The following is a 22,950-nucleotide window of genomic DNA, read 5'->3' as shown; positions in this document are numbered from 1 at the left end:
CTACTGAGGTGATTAATTAATTCAACTTGTTATAGTAGTCAAGCCGTTTTTATCACAATCTTTAAGCATTTCAGTCAAAAAAGTACCATTAGGTAATTGTAATTGTGGTGCTATTTCAAATAAGGGATAGAGGACAAACTCTCGTTGTTGCATTCCATAATGTGGAATTGTTAAACGTTCATTATTTATAGTTTGTTCTGCATAAAGAATAATATCTAAGTCTAGTGTTCTTGGACCCCAACGATTATCTTTCCGTACACGTCCTTGCTTTTGCTCTATCGCTTGTAGTTCATCTAATAATTCAAGTGCTGATAATGTTGTTTCTAATTTAGCCACTGCATTAATATAATCGGGTTGATCTTGTGGCCCCATAGGTGCGCTACAGTATAAAGAAGAACAAGTGACTAGCGTTGTGTTCTTTATCTGATTAAGCGCTGTAATGGCTTGTTTAGCTTGTTCTATTGGCTGTGATTGATTACTACCAATACCAATGTAACTAATCATTCTTTTTACTCATCGCCGGTTTACGCTTTGCTTTGCTATAACGACGTTTTTTTGCTGGTTTATTGGCATCTGGTTTAAATTCTTTTGCTTTATTTACATTGTTACGAGCATAATTATGTTCTGGTAACTTGTTATGTAATTGGTATTCTTCCCACCATGCAGTTAGCTCTGCTAGTTCCCGGCTTTGTTCTACACGCGCTCTTAAAGAAAGGAAATCAAATGCAGCTCTGAACTTTTCATGTGCATAAACGCGTTGTGCTCGTTTACCACCAAATCGAGGTAAACGATGTTGTAATATCCATATATCTCGAATAGCTGCAGTAAAACGTTTCGGAATGGCAATTGTTTTGACTTGGATCGTAAGTACTTCGTTCATTGCGAGCATAAATGCATCGTGTAATTCAATGCCACTTTCAAAGCTCATCTCTTGAGCACGTTGTTCAAGCGGATACCAAAGCATGACAGCATAAATATACGCAGGAGTAACACGTTTACCATCAGCAATACGTTTGTCTGTATCCATCAATGCTTGTTCTATCATCTTCGTTGCTTTGTCATCTTCACCATCTTTAAATAAAATAGGAAATAACATTGCTAATAATCTATATTCTTTTAATAAACGATAGGTTGCTAAGCCTTGACCTGATAACAATAATTTTATGACTTCATCAAAATGACGAGCGGCAGGAATATCTTGTAAAAGGGGAGCTAAACGGCGGATCGGTTCTGCACATTCTTCACTGATAGATAAATCTAATTTAGCAGCAAAGCGAATTGCACGTAACATGCGAACGGGATCTTCTCGGTAACGTACTTCAGGTTCACCAATTAACGTTAATCGACGTTGTGCTAAGTCATCCATACCACCACAAAAATCATATAAAGCGTAATCAGCAATATCGTAATACAGCGCATTAACTGTAAAGTCACGACGTTCAGCGTCTTCTTCTAATGAGCCATAAACGTTATCACGCAATAACATGCCTGCTTGTGATTGTTTTACTTTTTGCTTGTCTTGCTCTGTTTCATCATGATGGCCGCGGAAAGTGGCGACTTCTATAATTTCACGACCAAATAGGATATGTGCAAGACGAAAACGACGTCCAATTAAACGGCAATTTCTAAATAAAGCTTTTACCTCTTCTGGTGTCGCATTGGTTGTAATGTCAAAATCTTTTGGTTTTAAGCCTAATAATAAGTCACGAACACCTCCGCCAACTAATAAAGCACGGTAACCTGCATTATGTAAACGGTATAAAACCTTCAATGCATTCTCGTCAATATCTGATCGTGAAATAGAGTGTTGTTCGCGCGGGATCTTATATCGATCTAGCGAAATAGCGGCTTCTGGCCTTGTTTTCTTGGTGAATACTTTTTTTACTAGTTTGCTTAAGCGTTTAATAGCTCTATCCCCTGCATCTGTTAGATGGAATTAGTCTTAAAATTATGCGCTTATTTTAAGTGTGCGGATCATTAAAAACAAATGATATTTATATTTGTGTAAAAACAGTCATTGTTAAGATAATAAATGCTGCTATTTATAGCTGAATTTCAAGCTGTTTAGGTACGTTATTCAAAGACCAACTTTCAGTCGCCCAGTTTAAAATATCGTGACAACTGCTTTGTTTGATATGTTTAGGAATTGGGTGACCTAAAAAAGCTAATACTTGCTTTAACGTGGGAATTGGATCTTTTTTATCCACTGCTTGAGCATGATTTTGTTTCGAGAGTTTAAAACCTGGTTCTGTGACAGCAAGAGGCAAATGCACATATTGAGGGGGCTCAGCACCTAATAATTGATATAAGCTTAATTGCTTTCCTGTTGTGCTGATTAAATCAGCTCCTCTTACAACTTCGGTAATACCTTGTTGAATATCATCAATAACAACTGCCAAATTGTAAGCATATAAACCATCTTTACGTTTAATAATGAAATCATCTTCGATGTCAGTCTCATCTAATATGATTAATCCCTGCAGCTTATCTTCAAAAGACTTTGCTTTATGGATAATGGATAATAAATTAATACGTAATGCATTGCCGGTAAGAGTCTGCTTAGCATCCCGACATTTACCTTGATAATATCCACCTTGTTGTTTGATCATTTTACGAGTGCAACTACAGGCATAACATAAACCACGAGAGATTAATTCTGCTAATACGCTTTCATAAGCTTGGCTTTGTTGATGTTGATAAATGACTTCGCCATCCCATTGCAAACCATAAGCTTGTAATGTTTCAAGAATATCTTTACTTGAGCCAGCGATTTCTCGGGGTGGATCTATGTCTTCAATACGCACTTGCCATAGACCTTGTTGAGATTTTGCTTGTAAGTAACTTCCGACTGCCGCCACTAAAGAACCAAAATGTAATGCACCTGAAGGTGATGGCGCAAATCTGCCAATATAAGGTTTATTTTCTTTTAACAAGTTATCTATCTCTGTAAACAAAAACGGCTAGCAAATGCTAACCGTTTTTATTAAATCTAAAAGTATTGATTAACCAATACTTTGTTTTTCTTTTATTTCTGCAAGGGTTTTACAGTCGATACATAGATCTGCTGTAGGGCGTGCTTCTAAACGGCGAATACCGATTTCAACACCACATGACTCACAAAAACCAAAATCATCAACTTCAATTTTCTTTAATGTTTTTGAGATTTTTTTGATTAGTTGACGTTCACGATCACGAGCTCGTAATTCTAGACTGAACTCTTCTTCTTGAGTTGCACGGTCAACTGGATCAGGGAAATTAGATGCTTCATCTTTCATGTGATCAACTGTACGGTCAACTTCTTCACGTAGTTGAGTTGTCCAGGCTGTTAGAATACTTGTAAAGTGATCTCGTTGTTCCTTACACATGTACTCTTCGCCAGGTTTTTCCTGATATGGATCTACTCCTGCAATGGCTAGAATACCGAGTGTTTTTTTGCTTTGATTAGCGGGCATAAAATTTCCTTCTTTCGATGCTGCATAAATATTTTTTAAACGCACCAAACGGTGATAAATATAAATAATAGGGCGAACAAACTTTGCTAACATAGGTGCATCTGTTTTTTCGGCGGCTATCTATAGCAAGTATACGAGAGCGAGTCAAATGCTCTGTTATTAATTGTGAACAGCTGATCTTGTTATTCGGTTTTTTATTAAATTTGTTTCCAGTTATGTCCGCTCTATATGCCTTTACTCTTATTAAGGAATTGTATTCAAAATGTTACCTGTTCACGCCGTTCTAACTGAACTGAAACAACAACTTATCCATAACCCTCAAGTTATTCTTCAAGCTCCCCCAGGTGCAGGTAAGTCTACTTATTTACCTCTAGTGCTATTAAAAGAGCAATGGTTTACTGGAAAAATAATAATGTTAGAGCCTCGACGTTTAGCTGCTCGTAATATTGCTCATTATTTAGCCGAACAGTTAGGGCAACCTATCGGGAAACAAGTTGGTTATCGTTTACGAGGTGAATCTAAAGTTAGCCAAACTACACAATTAGAGATTGTGACTGAAGGAATATTGATCCGTTTATTGCAAAAAGATCCTGAATTGAACGGTATTGATTTAGTTATTTTTGATGAATTCCATGAACGTAATGTACAAGCTGATTTAGGACTTGCTTTGTGTCTGGATAGTCAAGCGAGTTTGCGTGAGGATCTTTCTCTATTGATCATGTCTGCTACCTTAAACAACCAATCATTACAACAGCATTTACCTGAGGCAACTTGTGTCAATTGTAAGGGGCGTATGTATCCTATTGAATATATTTATCAAAAGCCTTCAAATGAACGCCTTAAACAAGGTATTCAATATAATCAACAAAAAGCTTTCATCACACTCATCCAAACTGCATATCAGCAACAACAGGGCAATATTTTGGTTTTTGTTGCAGGTGTAAAAGAAATTTTAAATTGTTGTAGTGATCTACAAGATTGGATCCGTATCAATAATTTACCAGTGTTATTAGCACCATTGTATGGTCAGTTAAGCTTAGAGCAGCAACAATTAGCCATTCAGCCAGCTCCCAATAATAAACGAAAAATAGTGATAGCCACTAATATCGCAGAAACGAGTTTAACCATTGATGGTATTACTGTGGTAGTGGACTCTGGTATTGAACGTAGTTTTCAATTTCAACCACAAACAGGGATTGGGAAGTTAATAAGTCAAACAATTAGTGAAGCGAGTGCAACTCAAAGAGCAGGGCGGGCAGGAAGATTAAGTGCCGGTACTTGTTATCGTTTATGGTCAAAAGAAAAGCGCTTAACTGCTCAAAATGAAGTGCCGATACTACAAAGTGACTTAACCTCATTAATCTTAGAAATTAGTGCTTGGGGTGTTAATCATCCAAGTCAGTTACCATTTTTAACACAACCTAATGAAAAACATGTGCAAGTTGCACAGATATTATTACAAAAAATAGGAGCGTTAGACAACAATGCACGTTGCACCACCCATGGCGAGAAAATTATAGATCTTGCTTTGAGTCCTCGTTTAGGGCACATGTTGATCACAGCTAAAAACTTAGAAGGGCAATTAAAACAACCTGGTCTAGTCGCTCTTGCCTGTTTACTTGCTGCATTCTTAGAAAGTAATGAAAAGAGTAGTGATGATATTATGACTGAGTTGTTGTCTCCTTCATTCCAAGTCAAAAAGCAATACCAAGTATTATTAAAAAAATGTGCAATTAAAGCTCCTATTGTTTTACCATTTACTTATTGCGGTGTGTTATTAGCAATTGCTTTTCCTGACCGTATTGCCTTAAAGCGGGGTAATGCCCAACAATTTGACTATCAATTAAGTAATGGTGTTGGAGCTTGTTTATCCCATCACTCTGTTTTATTAAATGAAAAAATGCTGGTGGTCGCTGATCTCGCCTTATCTGCACAGCAAACAAATAGCCTTATTTTTAAAGCTTGTGCAATTTCATTGGAAGAAATAAAAACATTGCTCGCGCATTATTTAATATCAATTGATTACCTGAGTTGGTCATTAAAAGAGAATAAATTAATTGCAGAGCAGCGTTTAATGTTAGGTAAAATTGTCCTTTCTCGTAGCCCCTTAAGAAAAGTTACTAATACACAAAAACGAGAAGCGCTATTAAATGGTTTACGCCAAACAGGATTATCAATGTTATATTGGAGTGAACAGAATAAAGTATTATTGACTCGTTTACGTTATGCCTATTTACAATCTCAGCTAATACAAAATAATGACTTTGTTGATTTCAGTGAAGCCATTTTAATTGAGCAGTTAGATCAATGGTTAGCGCCTTTTTGTGTTGGTATTACTCAGCTTGAACAGTTGAAAAAAATAGATCTTAAAGCGGCATTATTATCTCGTTTAACTTGGCAGAAACAGAAAATGTTAGATCAGCTATTTCCAGAAAAATTAGCGGTTCCAACAGGATCTCTAATTAAACTAGAGTACCGAGAGCAGCATAATCCATTATTGTCAGTTAAAATGCAGGAATTATATGGGCAAGCTGACACTCCAAGCATTTTTAATGGCACTATTGCTGTTCAGCTAGCTTTGTTATCACCTTCAATGAAACCATTGCAAGTCACTCAAAATCTAAGTTCATTTTGGTCTGGTGCTTATAAAGAGGTGCAGAAAGAGATGAAAGGGCGTTATCCAAAGCATTTTTGGCCTGATGACCCTGCTAAGGCAGTGGCAACACGTAGAACTAAAAAATATATATCGAGTGAGAAAAAATAATTTTACTTGATAGAACAAGTACCAATAGTTATTTGTTTCAAACTACTAATTTATTAAAAAATTGAGTTATCAAAATTCGTTATGGCAAAAACAACAAATAAAGAAAGTAATAAACAGCCAGCAAAAAAAGTTGCTGCTAAAAATCCTAAAACTAAAAGAAAAACAGCAACACGTAAACCTAAAAAACAGCCATTTAAACAACGTTTTTTAAGAGGGTTATGGTCAGTTACTTGGAAATCAAGTTTGGCTTTTATTGCCTTTATTATTATTTGTGGAATTTATTTTGATAAAAAAATTGAACGTCGTTTAGATGGTTCAACTTGGACACTACCTGCGACTTTGTATGCTCGCCCTTTAGTTTTAGATCTTGATAAGCCATTAACAAAAAGTGCATTGGTCAGTGAGCTTAAATTACTTAATTATCGACCAGTTAGTATTGTACAAGATGTGGGGCAATTTGCTGTTAAAGGTAAAGAGGTGGTTATTTATCGCCGAGCTTTTGACTTCCCAGACCGTTCAGAACCTGCTGCATTAGCGATTGTCGATTTTAATGAGCATGGCATTAGTCGTATCAGAGATAATGAATACAATCATCTACGACAGTTTCGTCTGGATCCTTTATTGTTAGATAGATTGAACAGTAAACATATTCAAGATCGAGTATTTATTCCATTTGAAAAAATTCCAGATTTATTTATTAATACTTTATTGTTAATGGAAGACCGTGATTTTTATCATCATCAAGGTGTCTCTCCGTTTGCTATTTTACGTGCTTTTATTGCCAATTTTAAAGCAGGTCGTACAGTACAAGGCGGCAGTACTTTAACTCAGCAATTAGCTAAAAATTTATTTCTTACTCAAGAGCGAAGTTTATGGCGTAAATTTCAAGAAGCTTATATGGCTGTGTTGATGGATCATAAATATAGCAAGGACAAAATATTAGAAGCTTATTTAAATGAGGTGTATTTGGCTCAGAATGGGGCGACAGGTATTTATGGTATCGGGCTTGCTAGCGACTTTTATTTTGCTCGCCCAATTGATGAGTTACGTGTTGAGCAAATAGCATTAATGGTGGCAATTATCAAAGGGCCATCTTATTACAACCCTAGACGTAATCCAGAACGAGCGCTTGCCCGTCGAGATTTAGTATTACGTTTAATGGTTGAGAATAATTATATTAATACTGCTCAATACCGAGTAGCGGTAAACAGTCATTTAAATTTAAGTAATGCTAAAGCTCTTAATCATCGAGCTAATCCCGCTTTTGTCAGTTTATTAAATCGAGAATTAAATAGTGGAGTACCAACTCAGGTAAGTCGTCAGAGTGGTTTATCTATCTTTACTTCAATTTCACCTTTAGCACAAAAAAATGCAGAAAAAGCAATTCAACAAGGCATTAAAAGGGTTCAGCATAAAGATCAAAATGATCTACAAGGTGCAATGGTAGTAACGGATCGAGAATATGCGGAAGTACGTGCCATTGTATCTGGTAAAGATGTAAAATTTAGTGGTTTCAATCGTGCTTTAGATGCAAAGCGTCCAATTGGATCATTAGTGAAACCTGCTGTTTATTTAACAGCATTAAATAATGGCTATAAGTTATCAGATACCCTTAGTGATAAAAAAATTATTCTTAAAAATAGTTCTGGTCAACGTTGGCAACCTAATAATTATGATAGAAAATTTCGGGGGGAAGTTAGTTTAGAATATGCACTGGTACATTCTTTAAATGTGCCTACGGTTAATTTAGGGATGCAAGTTGGTCTGAATAATGTGATCAATAGTTTGCACAAAATGGGGGTTGATGAAAAGATACCTGCTTATCCATCTTTAGTTTTAGGAAGTGTACCGTTATCACCTTTCCAAGTGGCACAGATGTATCAACCCATTACCATGCAAGGCGTATATAAACCTTTAACTATTATTCGCTCTATCATGTCAAAAGAAGGGAGCCCTATATTTCAACGTAGCCAGCATGCTCGTCAAATATTTTCACCTGAATCTGTTGAAGTGTTATCTGACACGTTACATAAAGTGACAACAGAAGGAACTGCTCGTAGTTTACGTTGGCGTAATCCTGGGCAATATTTTGCAGGTAAAACAGGCACAACAAATAACTTGAATGATAGTTGGTTTGTTGGCTTTGATAATGATGAAGTTGTCACGACTTGGGTTGGCAAAGATAATAATAGAAGTGCAAAATTGACCGGTAGTAGCGGTGCCTTGGTATTATTTTCTGATTATATGAAAACAAAAAAAGGAAAATAAAGTGCAGCTATTAGCGACCATTACAGATTATCAACAATTAAAAAACGCTTTTTCAGACAATAAAAGTTGGGACGCGCAATATCGTTTAATTATCCAACTGGGTAAAATGCTTGTTAGCTTGCCTGAGCATTTGAAAATAGAAAGCAATCAAGTTAAAGGCTGTGAAAGTTTAGCTTGGTTAGTTATTAGCGAAAAAGAAGGTATTTACCATTTCGAAATGGATAGTGATACTAGAGTCGTAAAAGGGTTAATGAAAATTATTTTACTCATTTTCCAAAATAAAACAAAACAACAAATAGAAAGCATTGATTGTGAAAAATTATTTTCAGAATTAGGACTATTAAACTATTTAAGCCCTTCTCGATCTAACGGTTTATTTGCCATTATAAAAAACATTAAAGGAATTACCTCCATTGACTAAAACACGATTTACACTTCTTTTTTCAGGTTTGTTTTTATTATTCACAAATACACTAATAGCAAACGAATTAAATTCTGTTCCAACTGAACAAGTCACAAAAGGAAGCACTGTAAGCACTCCAACAACTAATGCAAATGAAGCAATTGCTACGAATGTGCTAGATACTAAAAATCGTTATGTTTATCAGGTGAATTATAAAAGTATCTCAATAGGAAAAATGACGCAGGAATATCATTGGACAGGAAAAGATGTTGAAGTAAATTCTGTTGCTGATTTTTCTTTTTTATATTTCTCATTTGGTGGTAGCCAAAAATCGGATATTGATTGGGATGAACAACAAAAACTTTTTTTAAGTCGTTCGTTTTTTCGTCAAAGTGTTGGTTTTAGTGTTGTTGATATGACGGTTAATTTTGATAAAGATGGCCGTAAGACTCATGTGGTAAATAATGGAGAAAAAGCTGAATATACTAATGACAGTGCTCCAATTGTTGATTTTAATACCATCACTTTGCAAATTTCAGAGGGGTTAAAAGCAGGACAAATTGATTTTGAGTTTTATATGCAAACTTCTACAAGTGTGGCTCATTATTTCTTTAAAGTAGTAGGGAAAGAAAAAATAAAAACAAAGTTTGGCGAGTTAGAAGCTTATCGTGTAGAGCAGGTTAGAAAAAACGATCGTACTTTTATTGCGTGGTTTGCTCCAACGTTTGAGAATCAAATGGTTAAATTTCATTATAAAAGAAAGGTGTTAGATATTAACGGTGAGTTAATTGAACATAATAATACCAAATTACAATAAATAGCTTATCTATTTTACTTGTTAAAACAGCCAACTTACTTGTTGCAAATTTTGTAAAGGGAATAGCCATTTACATCAATTTACGCCTTGAATTGAACTGTTTTTTCAGTGCGAAATTTAGACAACATATTGAATGTAATCGGTATAATAAAACAGTCTCAGCTTCATTGGTTGAATAAACTTAAGATATTGAATGAAAAATAGAATACTAAAATACTAAAAGGCGCTATTGTGAATAATTGTCAGAAAATTAATCCTAGCAAAGGATTGCTACACTCTAGAAATATTCATCAAGGGCAATATGACTTTTCAGCTTTAATCAAAACATGCCCTGAGCTTAAGCCTTATGTCATCCATAACCCTAAAGGTGATTTAACAATTAACTTTAGTGATCCTCAAGGGGTTTTATTACTCAATAAAGCATTATTAACTCATTTTTATGATGTTAAATTTTGGCAAATTCCTGCTGGGTATTTATGCCCACCTATTCCTGGGCGAGTTGATTATATTCATTATATAGCTGACTTATTAAGTGCTGCTTTTGCTGGAAATATACCTAAAGGTAGTCAAATTAAAGGTTTGGATATCGGCTGTGGTGCTAATTGTATTTACCCTATTCTAGGCAGTCGTTGTTATGAATGGTCTTTTGTTGCTTCTGATATTGATGCATTAGCTGTTAAAACGGCAAAGTTATTGGTAGATGCAAATAAAAATATTAGTAAAAAGATCATTGTTCGCCAGCAAAAAAATACGCAAAAAATATTCTCTAGTATGGTGAAAACAACAGATCGTTTTACGTTTACTATGTGCAACCCTCCTTTTCATGCTTCAATGGAAAAAGCAGAGCAAGGTAGTCGATTAAAGCGTAAGAATCTAAGTAAAAATGCAGTATCCAATAAACAACCTAATGATGTACTAAATTTTGCAGGGCAAGCACATGAGTTAAGTTGTGCTGGTGGTGAAATTGCTTTTGTAAAACAGATGGTTGAAGAGAGCTTGTTAATAAAAAACCAAGTTTGTTGGTTTACTTGTTTATTATCTAAATCTGAAAATGTTAATCCTTTGAAAAAGCTATTAGAAGCACAAAAAGTACAACAAGTGAAAGTGGTTGAGATGTCACAAGGTCAAAAAATAAGTCGTTTTATTGCGTGGACATATTTAGAGTTGCAAGAGCAAAAGGATTTTTTTGTGTAAGGTATTTACTCATCAATAATTATTGTGTGTTTAAAGGGATTCATCATGCAGTTTTATCTAGGGTGTTGTACTAAAAGTATTAATAACGCTACGTTCAATTTAATAAAGTCATTTTTATTTGCTTTACTTTGTTCGCAAAGCTCGGTCGCCGCTAGTTTTATGTCTGAAGCATTTATTGACCCAACTGATGGTCAGTTAGATATGAGTAATTGGCTACTTGAAAAAAAAGGTTTTTTACCTACTCCTATTATTATTACTGAGCCTGCCGTTGGTTATGGTGGTGGTTTAGCCTTGGTATACTTTCATGATAAGTTTGGTGGAGCAAAAAGCAAACCAAGTGTTAGTGTCGTCGCTGCTGGTGGAACTGAGAATGGAACTTGGTTTGTTGGAGGTAAACATCTTGGTATTTGGGATGATGATAATATTCGATATGTAGCCGCAGCAGGTAAAGCCGACGTTAATATTGAGTATTATGGACTATCAGACAATATTGATAAACCTTCATCAAATATTAATTTAGAAGCTAATGCGGCTTTTTTCTTACAAGAAATTCAATTTCGACTGGCAGAAAGTAATTTTTTTGCTGGTTTAAGTTATACCTTTATCGATTCTGATAGTGATTTCCAAGTTAGTCTTAATCAATTACCTATAGAGTTACCTGGTGTTAATTTTCAGAGCCGTAGCGCCTCTATTTCGGGCATATTAAGTTATGACAGTCGAGATAATATATTTACTCCTAATAATGGGATCGCAAGTCGCTTGAGTTTATCTTCTGCGAATAGTGCATGGGGAAGTGATGAAGATTATCTTCATTATGATTTATCTTTACTCTATTACAACGACTTTGCTAAAAATTGGGTTTTAGGTTCTCGTTTTGCAGCTAGTGGTGTGGATGGAGATGATGCGCCTTATTATGCTTATCCCTTTGTTGACCTACGTGGTGTGAAAGCAATGCAATTTCAAGGAAGTTTAATCACAGAAGGTGAACTGGAGTTACGTTGGACCTTTATTCCTAGATGGACATTGGTAGGTTTTGGAGGTATTGCTAAAGCATTCAATCATGATTCTTTTAAAAATGATTCGGATATTGTATATAGCAAAGGTGCGGGGATCCGTTACTTGATCGCATCAAAACTAGGTTTACAAGTTGGCATGGATGTCGCTCAAGGACCTGATGATACTGCATTATATTTTCAGGTAGGCAGTGCTTGGGCAATGAAATAGTTTCATTGTTTTAAACTGTTTTTATCTATTATCTGTCTTTAAATCATGGTTTATTAAATCCAATAATTGTACTAATTGCTCTATTTGTAGTGAATTTACATTATTAAATTTACATCGAATTTGACTCGGGATATCAACGGCTTTTATTTTTATTTTTTGCCCTTCTTGAGTTAATTTAATTACTCTTTTTCGTTTATCCTGCTCATCTTTGATAATGCTAAGTAAGCATTTTTCTGTCATTTTTTTTAAAATCTGTGTCATAGCACCACCATCAATCGCTGTTTTTTCAATAAGTTCTGCGATGGTTATTTTATCCTGCTCCCATAATGCCATCATGACAACATACTGCGGATAGGTTAAATTAACCTTTGCTAATGGTTCTCGATACGCTCGAGCAATACTATTAGAAGCCATATATAAACGATGACATAGCTGGTTTTTTAACTTTAACTGTTCGTGTCGCATAAAGGCTCCTTAAAAACAACATTTTAGTTTGCATGCAAATTATTTGCAATTGTAATTTTCCCGCGTTATTATTTTGCATGCAAACTAATTTTTTTGGTTAATATTAATTTTAGGAGTTAATTATGAATGTATTACAAGAAGTCGCTTATACAGCAAAAGCCACTGCAACGGGTGGTCGTGAAGGTGTTGCTAAATCTGATGACAGTCGTTTAGATGTTAATTTATCAACTCCTAAAGGCTTAGGTGGTGATGATGGCCAAGGGACTAATCCTGAACAATTATTTGCTGCAGGTTATGCTGCTTGTTTTATCGGTGCTATTAAATTCGTTGCAGGTGCTGAAAAAATTAAATTACCTGCTGATGTTTATATTAATTCAGAAGTTGCTGTTGGCCCAATCGAAGGCGGTTTTGGTATTGCTGTGAAATTAGCTGTATCACTAGGCGATATGGATAAAGCGAGTGCTGAAGCATTAGTAGAGAAAGCACATCAAGTCTGTCCATACTCAAATGCGACTCGTGGTAATATTTCAGTAGAGCTTTCAGTTATTTAATAATATTTATACTAATCACAGTAAATAGATTGCATGCTTAATACAATTGGTATTAGAAAATATTATTTTAAATAAGATCAAAAAAATGAGACTTAAAAGTCTCATTTTTTATATCCTAAATTTATTATAACTAGTTGATTAGTTTAATAAACGAGCTCGAATTGTACCTTCGATTTCTTTTAGTTTGATTAATGCTTTTTTAGCATCTTCACTATTCACATCAATAACTACATAACCAATATTTTCATTTGTTTGTAAATATTGTGCTGCGATATTGATATCGTTATCAGCAAAAGCTAAGTTGATCTTAGTTAAAATACCAGGTTGATTTTGGTGGATATGTAATAAACGGCTTGTACCTTTATGGATTGGTAAAGATACTTCAGGGAAGTTTTTAGATGATAATGTAGAGCCATTATCAGAATACTTCACTAATTTTCCTGCTACTTCATAACCGATGTTTTCTTGTGCTTCTTGTGTGCTACCACCAACATGTGGTGTTAGAATTACATTGTCGAATTCACGTAATGGAGAATCAAATTCTTCATTATTTGATTTTGGCTCTGTAGGAAATACATCTACAGCAGCACCAGATAATTTCTTGCTTCTTAAAGCATCACATAATGCAGGAATATCAACAACTGTTCCGCGAGCTGCATTCATGAAAATGGCACCATCTTTCATTTGTTCAAATTCATTTGCGCCCATCATATTTTTTGTTGAATCAACTTCAGGTACATGCAAGCTAACCACATCTGATGTTGCTAATAGCTCTTGCATAGATGCAACTTGCGTTGCATTGCCTAAAGTTAGCTTACTTTCAATATCGTAGAAAGAAACATTAAAACCTAAACCTTCAGCAAGAATACCAAATTGAGTACCGATATGACCGTAACCAATAATGCCTAAGTTTTTACCACGAGCTTCATATGAAGCCGTTGCTGATTTATCCCATTCACCACGATGAGCTTTAGCGTTACGCTCAGGTACACCACGTAATAAAAGTAAAGCTTGGCCTAGTACTAATTCAGCAACACTTCGTGTATTTGAGAAAGGAGCGTTAAAAACAGCAATCCCTTTCTTTTGTGCTGCAACCAAATCAACTTGGTTTGTGCCAATACAAAAACAACCAATTGCGACAAGTTTGTCAGCTTCTGCTAATACTTTTTCTGATAAGTTAGAGCGAGAGCGAATACCGATAAAATGTACATCTTTAATCTTTTTAATTAAATCTTCTTCACTTAATGAGGTTTTAATACTTTCGATGTTGGTATAACCAGCTTGAGTAAAAGTATCAACTGAACTCTGGTGTAAACCTTCTAGTAGAAGAATTTTAATTTTATCTTTATTGAGCGAAAACTTTGTCATTTTATTTCCTTGGGCCTTATGAAAATAAGGCAAGTGGACCAACAATTAATATTAAAATTTTTAGTGCAATTAAAATAGCAAAAATAGATGTCGTTGTGAATATGAGACGCTTATTTCATATATGAAAAATCGAAACTACTTATTACCATTTGAATTTTTATTTACTTTATTTGCTTATTTTAGTGTTTTTACACCATCTTCAGTGCCTACAAGTACAACATCGGCAGCTCGGTTTGCAAATAAACCATTAGTTACAACACCAACAATAGAATTTATTTTATTTTCTAGTGTTAGTGGTTCAGTTATTTTTAGGTTATGCACATCTAAAATGACATTTCCATTATCAGTAATAACACCTTCGCGGTATTCTGGAGAACCGCCTAATTTAACTAATTCTCGAGCTACGTAACTGCGAGCCATTGGAATAACTTCTACTGGTAGTGGAAATCCACCTAAAATATCTACATTTTTTGTGTCATCTACAATACAAATAAATTTGTCTGCGACCGCTGATACAATTTTTTCACGAGTTAATGCTGCACCGCCGCCTTTAATCATATGATTAAAAGAATTGATTTCATCTGCACCATCAACATAAATGCTTAATTCAGATACATCATTTAAGTCAAATACACGAATACCGTATTCTTTTAATTTAGCGGTTGATGCTTCTGAGCTAGATACTGCACCTTCAATATCATTTTTCATTGTTGCTAATGCATCAATGAAATGATTGACAGTTGAGCCTGTGCCAACGCCAACAATGCTGAATTTTTCAACATATTTTAAGGCAGCATAAGCAGCGGCTTTTTTCTTATCATCTTGAGTCATGGTTTGTATCCTATTAAATGAAACATTATGTGTATATGTCTTAAAAGTGGGGCGATTATACCCTTAATTATGCTTTAAATTTAAGCAATATTTATGTGCATTTTGTAAATAATTAACTTCTATTAAAATGAAAATGTTGGTTCGGAGTGATTATCTCTGGTAATGGGACATCCCAACTCTGTATTGGTAACTCATTAATATATTGGCAGTTATGCGCTAAACCAATAGGGTAGGGGCCTGTTTTTTGTGTAAACCAAGGTGCTAATAATCGATCATAATAACCGCCCCCCATGCCAATACGATTACCTTGAATATCAAAAGCAACTAAAGGAGTGAATACAATGTCTAAATTGTTAATGAGGGTGGTGTTGATAAAGTGGTTGCTATCATGGTGTCCATGAATTAATTTTGGCTCTGTAATTCCATAGTGATTTTTAATCATAGGCGTGTCTGGACAGTATTCAATAAAGAGTAGTTTTCCTTCTTCTGTTGGGTGGAGTACTGGTAGGCAAACTTGTTTTTGATGTTTCCAGCACCAATCTATAAATAAAGATAAATTAATCTCACCATCATGGGCCAAGGTAACTGATACAGACTGAGCTTTTAAAATTTTAGGGTGTGTGATTAGTCGCGTAAAGAGTTTCTGTGATGCATTTTTTTGTTCTGTTAATGACAACTCTCGACGTGATGCACGTATCTGCTGACGGATCGTATTTCGTTGTTCAGAAATATGGTTAGGCATAGTATTTTTAAGGTGATCAAAGTATGTGATGTAACATAACAAATAAGAGTGTGTTACGCATTGATAAATTTAATTTAAAGGGGATTAATATAAAAAATAGTTGTTCTTTATAGATATTTTAAAGTGAAAAGTAACCCAAGGATACCGTTGTTGACTGTGACCTTGAACCCGAAGGTCAAGGTTGGTATATCAGTGTTTGCCGCAGGTTTCTCGATACAAGTCGAGCTTACACAATAGCATCCGAACTAATTCACCAGGGTAATGCTTATCGGCTCAGGGACGTAGTCAAGATTAGCGGGTACCCGAGGGTTAAATAAACTCTAACCTTTTTTAAATGTTTTTTAAAGGGATTTTTAAGTAAAAATTTCAACTTGTTTAAAGCTTGATTATTTTTTGAAAAGGACTTAATAATTGCGTTTAATATTTAATTAATACTAAAAATAAAATCAATAAACCTTTGAGAAATTAAGGTTTATTCTTCTTTTTCAATTTCTTTTCCTAATGCACCTGCAATAGCTTCTTGAAGTTGTTCAATACGTTTATTCAGTTTATCTGTTTGGGCCCGATTTTCAGCTTTAAGTGCATCTAATTGATGACGGTAATTTAATGCTGCCATAACCACAAGTTGCTCATTACGTAGTGTTCGGCTAGGTCCTTTCATCTCTTTAAGGTGCTCATCAAGTTGATGGACCGTTTTTAATAAATTTTCTTGCTCACCTTCTGGGCAGCCTATTTTGTATTGTTGTCCTAATATAGTGATGTCAAGATGTGCCATAAAGACCCCGTTAGTATTACCAAAAAAGGGAACAATCATTTTCCCCTTAAAAAATGTGAGATTACGCCCGAACTATATCCACCTAGCTATCAAGTTTCAAGTACTTAGTGGCGACGAGATCTTGTGGGTGATAGAATAAATATATTGTTCCTTGTTGATTAAGAGTGTGACCATGAATTCTGTTGTTTTACCCAGTTTTGAAAAAATCTCACAAGCACTTGAAGATGCTGAATTATTTACCAATGCAGCTGAAACTCACGGTGTATTATCTGGGTTTGTTTGTGGTGGTATTTCCCTTGATAATAATAGTTGGCAATCGCTATTTAATGACGTTGTTAATGAGGGAATGGCGTTACCATCTTCTATGAAAAAATTAATTTCAGAGATTTATGCAGATGTAGTAAAGCAATGTACCGATGATGGACTTGGTTTTAATTTGTTATTACCTGCTGATGACAAACCATTAGATGAGCGAGCTGAAGCTATGGCACAATGGGCTCAGGGTTTTTTAGTTGGATTTGGTATGGTGCAACAAGCTCTTAATCAAGCGCCTGAGGATGTTCAAGAAGTGATCCGTGATATTCGAGATATTTCACAACTATCATTGGATTTTGAGCAAGAAGATGAAGATTCTGAAATTGCTTTTACTGAAATTGTTGAATATCTTCGAGTGAGTGCAATGTTATGCTTTAATACTTTTTCTCGTCAGGCTCCCTCTCCTATTTCTAATACTCTTCATTAAATCGAGATCATATGACTGAATTTATAAAGCGTCGTCAAATATTTGCTAATAGTATGCTGGACAACAGCATGGCAATTTTCCCTGCTAATAAAGAACTGATGCGAAGTAACGATACAGAGTTTCGTTTTCGTCAAAACAGTGATTTTTATTATTTAACGGGTTTTAATGAACCCGATGCATGTTTGTTGTTAATTAAAAAAGATGGTCTGGTTAAAAGTGTTTTATTTAATCGTAAAAAAGATAAAACTGCTGAAATTTGGCATGGTTACCGTTTGGGACAAGAAGCTGCTTTAGCGGAATTAGCAATTGATCAGGCTTTTCCTATAGATGACTTAGAAATTAAGTTAAGTGAATTTTTTACTAATGTTGAGCATCTGTATTATCCCGTCTTAAGTGGCGCATCATTAGATCACTGTTTACAGTCAGTATTAAATAAATTGCGTAGTAAAACGCGTAGTGGTTTGATTGACACCAATCAATTTTTAAATTGGCAACCACAGATACATGAAATGCGTTTATTTAAAAGTAGCTATGAGCAGGAATTAATGCGTAAGGCGGGTGAAATATCAGCACTTGGCCATGTTCGAGCTATGCAACAATGTCAGCCAGGAATGTGGGAGTATCAATTACAGCTAGAAGTTGAATATGAATTTGCTAGGCAGGGAACTCGCGATGTTGCTTATAACAGTATCGTTGCCAGTGGTAATAACGCTTGTATTTTGCATTACACCGAAAATGATAAGCAGTTGCAAGATGGTGATTTAGTCTTGATTGATGCAGGGGCCGAATATCAAGGTTATGCGGGTGATATTACACGTACTTTCCCTGTTAATGGTCGATTTTCTCCACAACAAGCGGCGCTTTATGAATTGGTGTTAGATTGCCAACTATTTGCCATTGCACAAGTTAAACCCAATATTAGTATGTTAGCAATTAACGCATTAGTAGTGCGTAAAATGAGCGAAGGTTTATTCAATTTAAGTATCGTAAAAGGTGATTTAGAAAGCTTTATTAAAGAAGAGAAATATAAAGTATTTTATATGCATGGCTTAGGACATTTTATTGGCTTAGATGTACATGATGTTGGTAACTCAGGTAGTGTTGCAGAGCCCCGTGCATTAGAAGCTGGAATGGTAGTAACTATTGAGCCTGGTTTATATATTAGTCATGATGCGGATGTTGATGAGTGTTGGAAAGGAATTGGTATTCGTATAGAAGATGACCTATTAGTAACAGAAAATGGAAATGAAATATTAACTGCAGCTGTTCCTAAAAGCATCCAAGAAATTGAAGCACTGATGCAACATGGTTAAGTCTACTTCTTTAAAAATATCTCACGCAGTGATTAATGATGTCCCTATATATGACGTTGTTATCGTTGGTGCGGGGATGTCTGGTAGTTTATTAGCTTTATCTTTATTGAAGCAAAATAAAGAATTGAATATTTTATTACTGGATGAGAATGCTGAGCGTGTAACAAAAGAACAAACAATCGACCCATCTCATACTCACCCTAGTTTTGATGCTCGATGCATTGCTTTGAGCTCAGGTTCTGTCGACATTTTAAATGATTTATCATTATGGGCTGATATTCGAATAAATGCGCAGCCAATTAAGCAGATCGAAGTCTCTGATAGAGGGGCTTTTGGCGCATTGGATTTAACCTCTGATATTGATGCTTTTGGTTATGTCGTTGAACTACGGCATGTGGGGAAAATACTGGCTCGTACTTTAGCTTCCTTCTCTTCGTTAACCACATTATATAATGTTAAATTAAATAATCTTCAACAAACACAAAACCACGTTATTTGTGATTTGAATAATGGACAAGTAGCTTATGCAAAATTGTGTGTTGGTGCTGATGGCAGTAACAGTCAAGTTAGACATTTTGCTAAAATTAATACAGAACACCATGATTATAAATCTAGTGCCGTGATATGTAATGTTCGTTGTTCTAAACCTCATCAAAGTATTGCTTATGAACGTTTTTCTAAAAATGGCCCTATTGCTTTGTTACCTCTTTTAGAGGATCGTTATTCGTTAGTCTATTGCGTTGACAATGATCAAGCTGAAACAATTACAAAGTTATCTGATAAAGCATTTTTACAACATCTACAATGTGAATTTGGATATCGATCAGGATTATTCGAAGAAGCAGGAAAGCGTGATATTTATCCATTGAGTCTGATTAAAACCATACGTCCTATAGCACACCGTATTGTGTGTATTGGCAATGCCGCACATAGTTTACATCCTGTTGCAGGCCAAGGTTTTAATTTAGGGTTACGTGATCTGCATGTATTAGCTAACATTGTAAGTAAAGCTGGTACTGAAAAAATTGGCTCTTTTAGCATGCTTAATCATTATTGGATGTGCAGAGAAAGTGATCATAACAACACTATTTTAATGACAGATAGTTTGGTGCGTCTATTTAGCAATAAATATCATTTATTCAGTTTGCCTCGTAATATTGGATTACAGGCAATGAGTTTTTTTCCTTTTTTATCAGTTCCTATTATTGAACAAGCCAAAGGAAAGTTTGAATGGTTTAATGGAGAAAATTTATCATGATGCAATCTTATGATGTCACCATAGTCGGTGGCGGAATGGTAGGGTTAACGTTAGCTAAATCTTTAGCTAATAGTCATTTAACCGTTGCAATCATTGAAGCTCGTGAAGCAAGTGAGTTGACAGCAGAAACTGAAAATCGAGTTAGCGCGATCAGTTTTGCTAGCAAAAATTTATTTGATAACTTAGGTATTTGGACTTCATTAAATGCTTCACGCATTACTCCTTATCACACCATGCAGGTGTGGGAAAAAGATAGTTTTGGGAAAATAGATTTTGATGCGAAACAAGTGAATCAAAATGATCTTGGTTATATTGTAGAAAATAAAAATCTACAGCTTGCTTTATTAAATGCCGTTCAACAGCAAGCAAACATTACTTTTCTTTGTCCTGAAACATTACAAAATATGGCGATAGGTGATGGAGAAGCTTGGTTAACATTAAGTAGTGGTAAACAACTCACTTCTAAATTAGTTGTTGCTGCGGATGGTGCTAACTCATGGGTGAGACAACAAGTTAATATTCCATTAACACAATGGGATTATCAACACCATGCCATTGTTGCAACGGTTAAAACAGATGAACCACATCAAGCTTGTGCGAGACAAGTCTTTACACCCCAAGGCCCACTAGCTTTTTTACCATTGTATGAAAATAACTTAAGTTCTATTGTTTGGTCATTGCCACCGATACAAGCGACATTATTGTTAGCTTTAGATGATGAAGCTTTTAATCAGCAATTAAGCCGTACTTTTGATAATCGTTTAGGCTTATGTGAAGTACAAGGAAAGCGTCAAAGTATTCCACTTAGCATGAGATATGCTCGTGATTTTGCAAAACATCGTATTGCATTAATCGGTGATGCGGCTCATACCATTCACCCGTTAGCTGGTCAGGGAGTTAATTTGGGTGTTCTTGATGCCGCATGTTTAGGGCAAGAAATATTAGCGCATGCAAATGTAGGTGATGATATTGGGTTGTATCAAAATTTACGTCACTTTGAACGTTGGCGAAAAACAGAAGCAACGCAAATGATTGCTTCAATGGAATTATTAAAACAATTATTTAATGGTAATAATCCATTTAAAAAAGCATTACGAGATACGGCATTATTAATGGCAGATAATATTTCACCATTAAAAAAACAATTTATACAACAAGCAATGGGATTGAATGGCGATCGTCCTTATTTGTGTTTAAAGCAATCAGTAACAAAATAAACTCTAGCTAACAAAAGAGAGTTTATTATTTTCAATCGTGTTGATATGCCGGCTGATTTTTGGCATTTTGTCTGATAACAGGTATATTAGCGATAATTTTACTTACGCCTTTGATTTTAAAAACTACAATCTTTGATTATTGTGTTTACATTGAAGGTTTCAAATATTAATAAGAGCGGAAACAATATGATCATTAAACCGAAGATTCGTGGTTTTATTTGTACAACAACACATCCAACAGGTTGTGAAAAAAATATTCAAGCACAAATTGAATATACAAAACAACAAGGCAAAATTGAAAAAGGCCCTAAACGTGTACTCGTTATTGGTTCATCTGCAGGTTATGGCATGTCATCACGTATTGCCGCTGCATATGGAAGTGATGCTGCAACTATCGGTGTGTTTTTTGAAAAGCCAGCAACAGATCGTAAACCAGGCTCTGCTGGTTGGTACAACAGTGCCGCATTTGAAAAACAAGCAAAAGCAGATGGGTTATACGCAAAAAGCGTAAATGGTGATGCGTTTTCAAACGAAACAAAGCAACTTGTTATTGATACAATTAAAGCTGATTTAGGTCAAATTGATGCAATCATCTATTCAGTTGCAGCACCTGTTCGTAAACTACCAGAGACTGGTGAAGTGATCCGTTCAAGCCTAAAACCAATTGGTGAAGTTTATACTTCTACTGCTATCGATACTAATAAAGATTGTATTATCGAAGCTTCAGTTGAACCTGCGACAGAAGAAGAGATTGCAAACACTGTTACCGTGATGGGTGGACAAGATTGGGAACTTTGGATGAACGCATTAGCTGACGCCGGCGTACTAGCAGAAGGTGTTAAAACGGTTGCTTATTCATACATTGGTACTGAATTAACATGGCCTATTTATTGGGATGGTGCACTTGGTAAAGCGAAATTAGACTTAGATCGCGCATCGACTGCTATTCAAGCACAATTAGACTCTTTAAATGGTGAAGCTTATGTTTCAGTGCAAAAAAGTGTTGTAACTCAAGCAAGTTCAGCTATTCCTGTTATGCCTCTATACATCTCAATGGTTTTCAAAATCATGAAAGAAAAAGGTTTACACGAAGGTTGTATGGAGCAAATTCATCGTTTATTTACAGCTCAGTTATTTAAACAAGATGGTTCTGCGCCAACAACTGATGATGCTCGTCGTTTACGTCTTGATGACTGGGAATTACAAGATGAAGTACAACAAGCATGTAAAGATTTATGGCCACAAATTACAACAGAAAATCTGTTTGAGTTAACTGACTATAAAGAATACAAAGAAGAGTTTTTACAGTTATTTGGTTTTGGCATCGAAGGCGTTGATTATGATGCCGATGTTGATACTTTAGTTGAGTTTGACTGCTTATAAATAATTAAGTTGCTTACATATTTTCTAAAATACCCGCTATATGCGGGTATTTTTGTTTCTAATTCTTGTGACATTGAATCTAAGTTTAATGAAGAGAAAGTAGCGCTATTATTGACCGTCATCGTAATAACATAACAACACTTTTTTGTTGCAACTTAAAGATAAATAATTAGACTTACATGT

Annotated in this window: 21 protein-coding genes and 1 other RNA gene; 12 read left to right on the top strand and 10 right to left on the bottom strand. The window is 35.2% G+C overall.

Annotation, left to right across the window (positions count from 1 at the left end):
* Positions 1-21 precede the first annotated feature (21 nt).
* The 4 genes from folK to dksA all read right to left on the bottom strand — a co-directional run bounded on the left by folK (position 22) and on the right by dksA (position 3,452).
* Positions 22-504, bottom strand: a complete 483-nt coding sequence (gene folK, locus E2R68_RS11550) for a 2-amino-4-hydroxy-6-hydroxymethyldihydropteridine diphosphokinase (protein ID WP_134277839.1) — start codon at positions 502-504, stop codon at positions 22-24.
* Positions 497-1,822: a polynucleotide adenylyltransferase PcnB gene (pcnB, locus tag E2R68_RS11545; protein ID WP_279587479.1), complete on the bottom strand. Its 1,326-nt coding sequence runs from the start codon at positions 1,820-1,822 to the stop codon at positions 497-499. Before pcnB ends, folK begins: the two co-directional genes overlap by 8 nt.
* Positions 1,823-2,042: 220 nt before the next feature.
* On the bottom strand, positions 2,043-2,933 hold the full coding sequence (gene gluQRS / locus E2R68_RS11540; RefSeq protein ID WP_134277837.1) for a tRNA glutamyl-Q(34) synthetase GluQRS: 891 nt from the start codon (positions 2,931-2,933) through the stop codon (positions 2,043-2,045).
* Between the two features lie 69 nt (positions 2,934-3,002).
* Positions 3,003-3,452: an RNA polymerase-binding protein DksA gene (dksA, locus tag E2R68_RS11535; RefSeq protein ID WP_134277857.1), complete on the bottom strand. Its 450-nt coding sequence runs from the start codon at positions 3,450-3,452 to the stop codon at positions 3,003-3,005.
* A gap of 262 nt (positions 3,453-3,714) precedes the next feature.
* Here dksA and hrpB point away from each other — a divergent pair, with 262 nt between their 5' ends.
* From hrpB to E2R68_RS11505, 6 genes are all read left to right on the top strand, one after another.
* Complete coding sequence (gene hrpB / locus E2R68_RS11530; RefSeq protein ID WP_134277836.1) at positions 3,715-6,216, top strand: ATP-dependent helicase HrpB; 2,502 nt, start codon at positions 3,715-3,717, stop codon at positions 6,214-6,216.
* An 81-nt stretch (positions 6,217-6,297) separates the two neighbouring features.
* The gene (gene mrcB / locus E2R68_RS11525) at positions 6,298-8,484 is read left to right on the top strand and encodes a penicillin-binding protein 1B (RefSeq protein ID WP_134277835.1); all 2,187 of its coding nucleotides are present in this window, start codon (positions 6,298-6,300) and stop codon (positions 8,482-8,484) included.
* A gap of 1 nt (position 8,485) precedes the next feature.
* Positions 8,486-8,905, top strand: a complete 420-nt coding sequence (locus tag E2R68_RS11520; RefSeq protein WP_243834668.1) for a SufE family protein — start codon at positions 8,486-8,488, stop codon at positions 8,903-8,905.
* Complete coding sequence (locus E2R68_RS11515; RefSeq protein ID WP_134277834.1) at positions 8,898-9,704, top strand: DUF3108 domain-containing protein; 807 nt, start codon at positions 8,898-8,900, stop codon at positions 9,702-9,704. Before E2R68_RS11520 ends, E2R68_RS11515 begins: the two co-directional genes overlap by 8 nt.
* A gap of 231 nt (positions 9,705-9,935) precedes the next feature.
* Positions 9,936-10,898, top strand: coding sequence for a 23S rRNA (adenine(1618)-N(6))-methyltransferase RlmF (gene rlmF / locus E2R68_RS11510; protein WP_134277833.1), 963 nt, complete (start codon positions 9,936-9,938; stop codon positions 10,896-10,898).
* A 45-nt stretch (positions 10,899-10,943) separates the two neighbouring features.
* Positions 10,944-12,122 carry a BamA/TamA family outer membrane protein gene (locus E2R68_RS11505; RefSeq protein ID WP_134277832.1) on the top strand — a complete coding sequence of 393 codons (1,179 nt, stop codon included), beginning with the start codon at positions 10,944-10,946 and terminating at the stop codon, positions 12,120-12,122.
* A gap of 21 nt (positions 12,123-12,143) precedes the next feature.
* On the opposite strand, the gene E2R68_RS11500 is transcribed toward E2R68_RS11505, so the two are convergent.
* A complete protein-coding gene (locus tag E2R68_RS11500) occupies positions 12,144-12,587 on the bottom strand; it encodes a MarR family winged helix-turn-helix transcriptional regulator (RefSeq protein WP_134277831.1) in 444 nt (147 codons plus the stop codon).
* 122 nt (positions 12,588-12,709) lie between these two features.
* Here E2R68_RS11500 and E2R68_RS11495 point away from each other — a divergent pair, with 122 nt between their 5' ends.
* Positions 12,710-13,138, top strand: coding sequence for an organic hydroperoxide resistance protein (locus E2R68_RS11495; protein WP_134277830.1), 429 nt, complete (start codon positions 12,710-12,712; stop codon positions 13,136-13,138).
* Between the two features lie 138 nt (positions 13,139-13,276).
* On the opposite strand, the gene serA is transcribed toward E2R68_RS11495, so the two are convergent.
* The 5 genes from serA to E2R68_RS11470 all read right to left on the bottom strand — a co-directional run bounded on the left by serA (position 13,277) and on the right by E2R68_RS11470 (position 16,854).
* Positions 13,277-14,506, bottom strand: a complete 1,230-nt coding sequence (serA, locus tag E2R68_RS11490) for a phosphoglycerate dehydrogenase (protein ID WP_134277829.1) — start codon at positions 14,504-14,506, stop codon at positions 13,277-13,279.
* Positions 14,507-14,680: 174 nt separating this feature from the next.
* On the bottom strand, positions 14,681-15,337 hold the full coding sequence (gene rpiA / locus E2R68_RS11485; protein WP_134277828.1) for a ribose-5-phosphate isomerase RpiA: 657 nt from the start codon (positions 15,335-15,337) through the stop codon (positions 14,681-14,683).
* A 112-nt stretch (positions 15,338-15,449) separates the two neighbouring features.
* Positions 15,450-16,079: a 5-formyltetrahydrofolate cyclo-ligase gene (locus E2R68_RS11480; RefSeq protein WP_134277827.1), complete on the bottom strand. Its 630-nt coding sequence runs from the start codon at positions 16,077-16,079 to the stop codon at positions 15,450-15,452.
* Positions 16,080-16,208: 129 nt separating this feature from the next.
* Positions 16,209-16,392: non-coding RNA, 6S RNA (gene ssrS, locus E2R68_RS11475), on the bottom strand.
* Positions 16,393-16,551: 159 nt separating this feature from the next.
* Positions 16,552-16,854, bottom strand: coding sequence for a cell division protein ZapA (locus tag E2R68_RS11470; protein WP_134277826.1), 303 nt, complete (start codon positions 16,852-16,854; stop codon positions 16,552-16,554).
* A gap of 172 nt (positions 16,855-17,026) precedes the next feature.
* On the opposite strand from E2R68_RS11470, the gene E2R68_RS11465 reads away from it, so the two are divergent.
* From E2R68_RS11465 to fabV, 5 genes are all read left to right on the top strand, one after another.
* Entirely contained in the window at positions 17,027-17,596 is a 570-nt protein-coding gene (locus E2R68_RS11465; protein WP_134277825.1) for a UPF0149 family protein, read from the top strand.
* Positions 17,597-17,607: 11 nt separating this feature from the next.
* Positions 17,608-18,909, top strand: coding sequence for a Xaa-Pro aminopeptidase (gene pepP, locus E2R68_RS11460; RefSeq protein WP_134277824.1), 1,302 nt, complete (start codon positions 17,608-17,610; stop codon positions 18,907-18,909).
* The gene (gene ubiH, locus E2R68_RS11455) at positions 18,902-20,167 is read left to right on the top strand and encodes a 2-octaprenyl-6-methoxyphenyl hydroxylase (RefSeq protein ID WP_134277823.1); all 1,266 of its coding nucleotides are present in this window, start codon (positions 18,902-18,904) and stop codon (positions 20,165-20,167) included. Before pepP ends, ubiH begins: the two co-directional genes overlap by 8 nt.
* The gene (locus E2R68_RS11450) at positions 20,164-21,384 is read left to right on the top strand and encodes an FAD-dependent monooxygenase (protein WP_134277822.1); all 1,221 of its coding nucleotides are present in this window, start codon (positions 20,164-20,166) and stop codon (positions 21,382-21,384) included. Before ubiH ends, E2R68_RS11450 begins: the two co-directional genes overlap by 4 nt.
* A gap of 186 nt (positions 21,385-21,570) precedes the next feature.
* Positions 21,571-22,767 carry an enoyl-ACP reductase FabV gene (gene fabV / locus E2R68_RS11445; protein ID WP_134277821.1) on the top strand — a complete coding sequence of 399 codons (1,197 nt, stop codon included), beginning with the start codon at positions 21,571-21,573 and terminating at the stop codon, positions 22,765-22,767.
* Positions 22,768-22,950 lie beyond the last annotated feature (183 nt).

Origin of the sequence: Psychromonas algarum, from assembly GCF_004376845.1 — a bacterium.
Lineage (GTDB): Bacteria > Pseudomonadota > Gammaproteobacteria > Enterobacterales > Psychromonadaceae > Psychromonas.
This window is presented reverse-complemented; position numbering and strand designations above follow the sequence as displayed.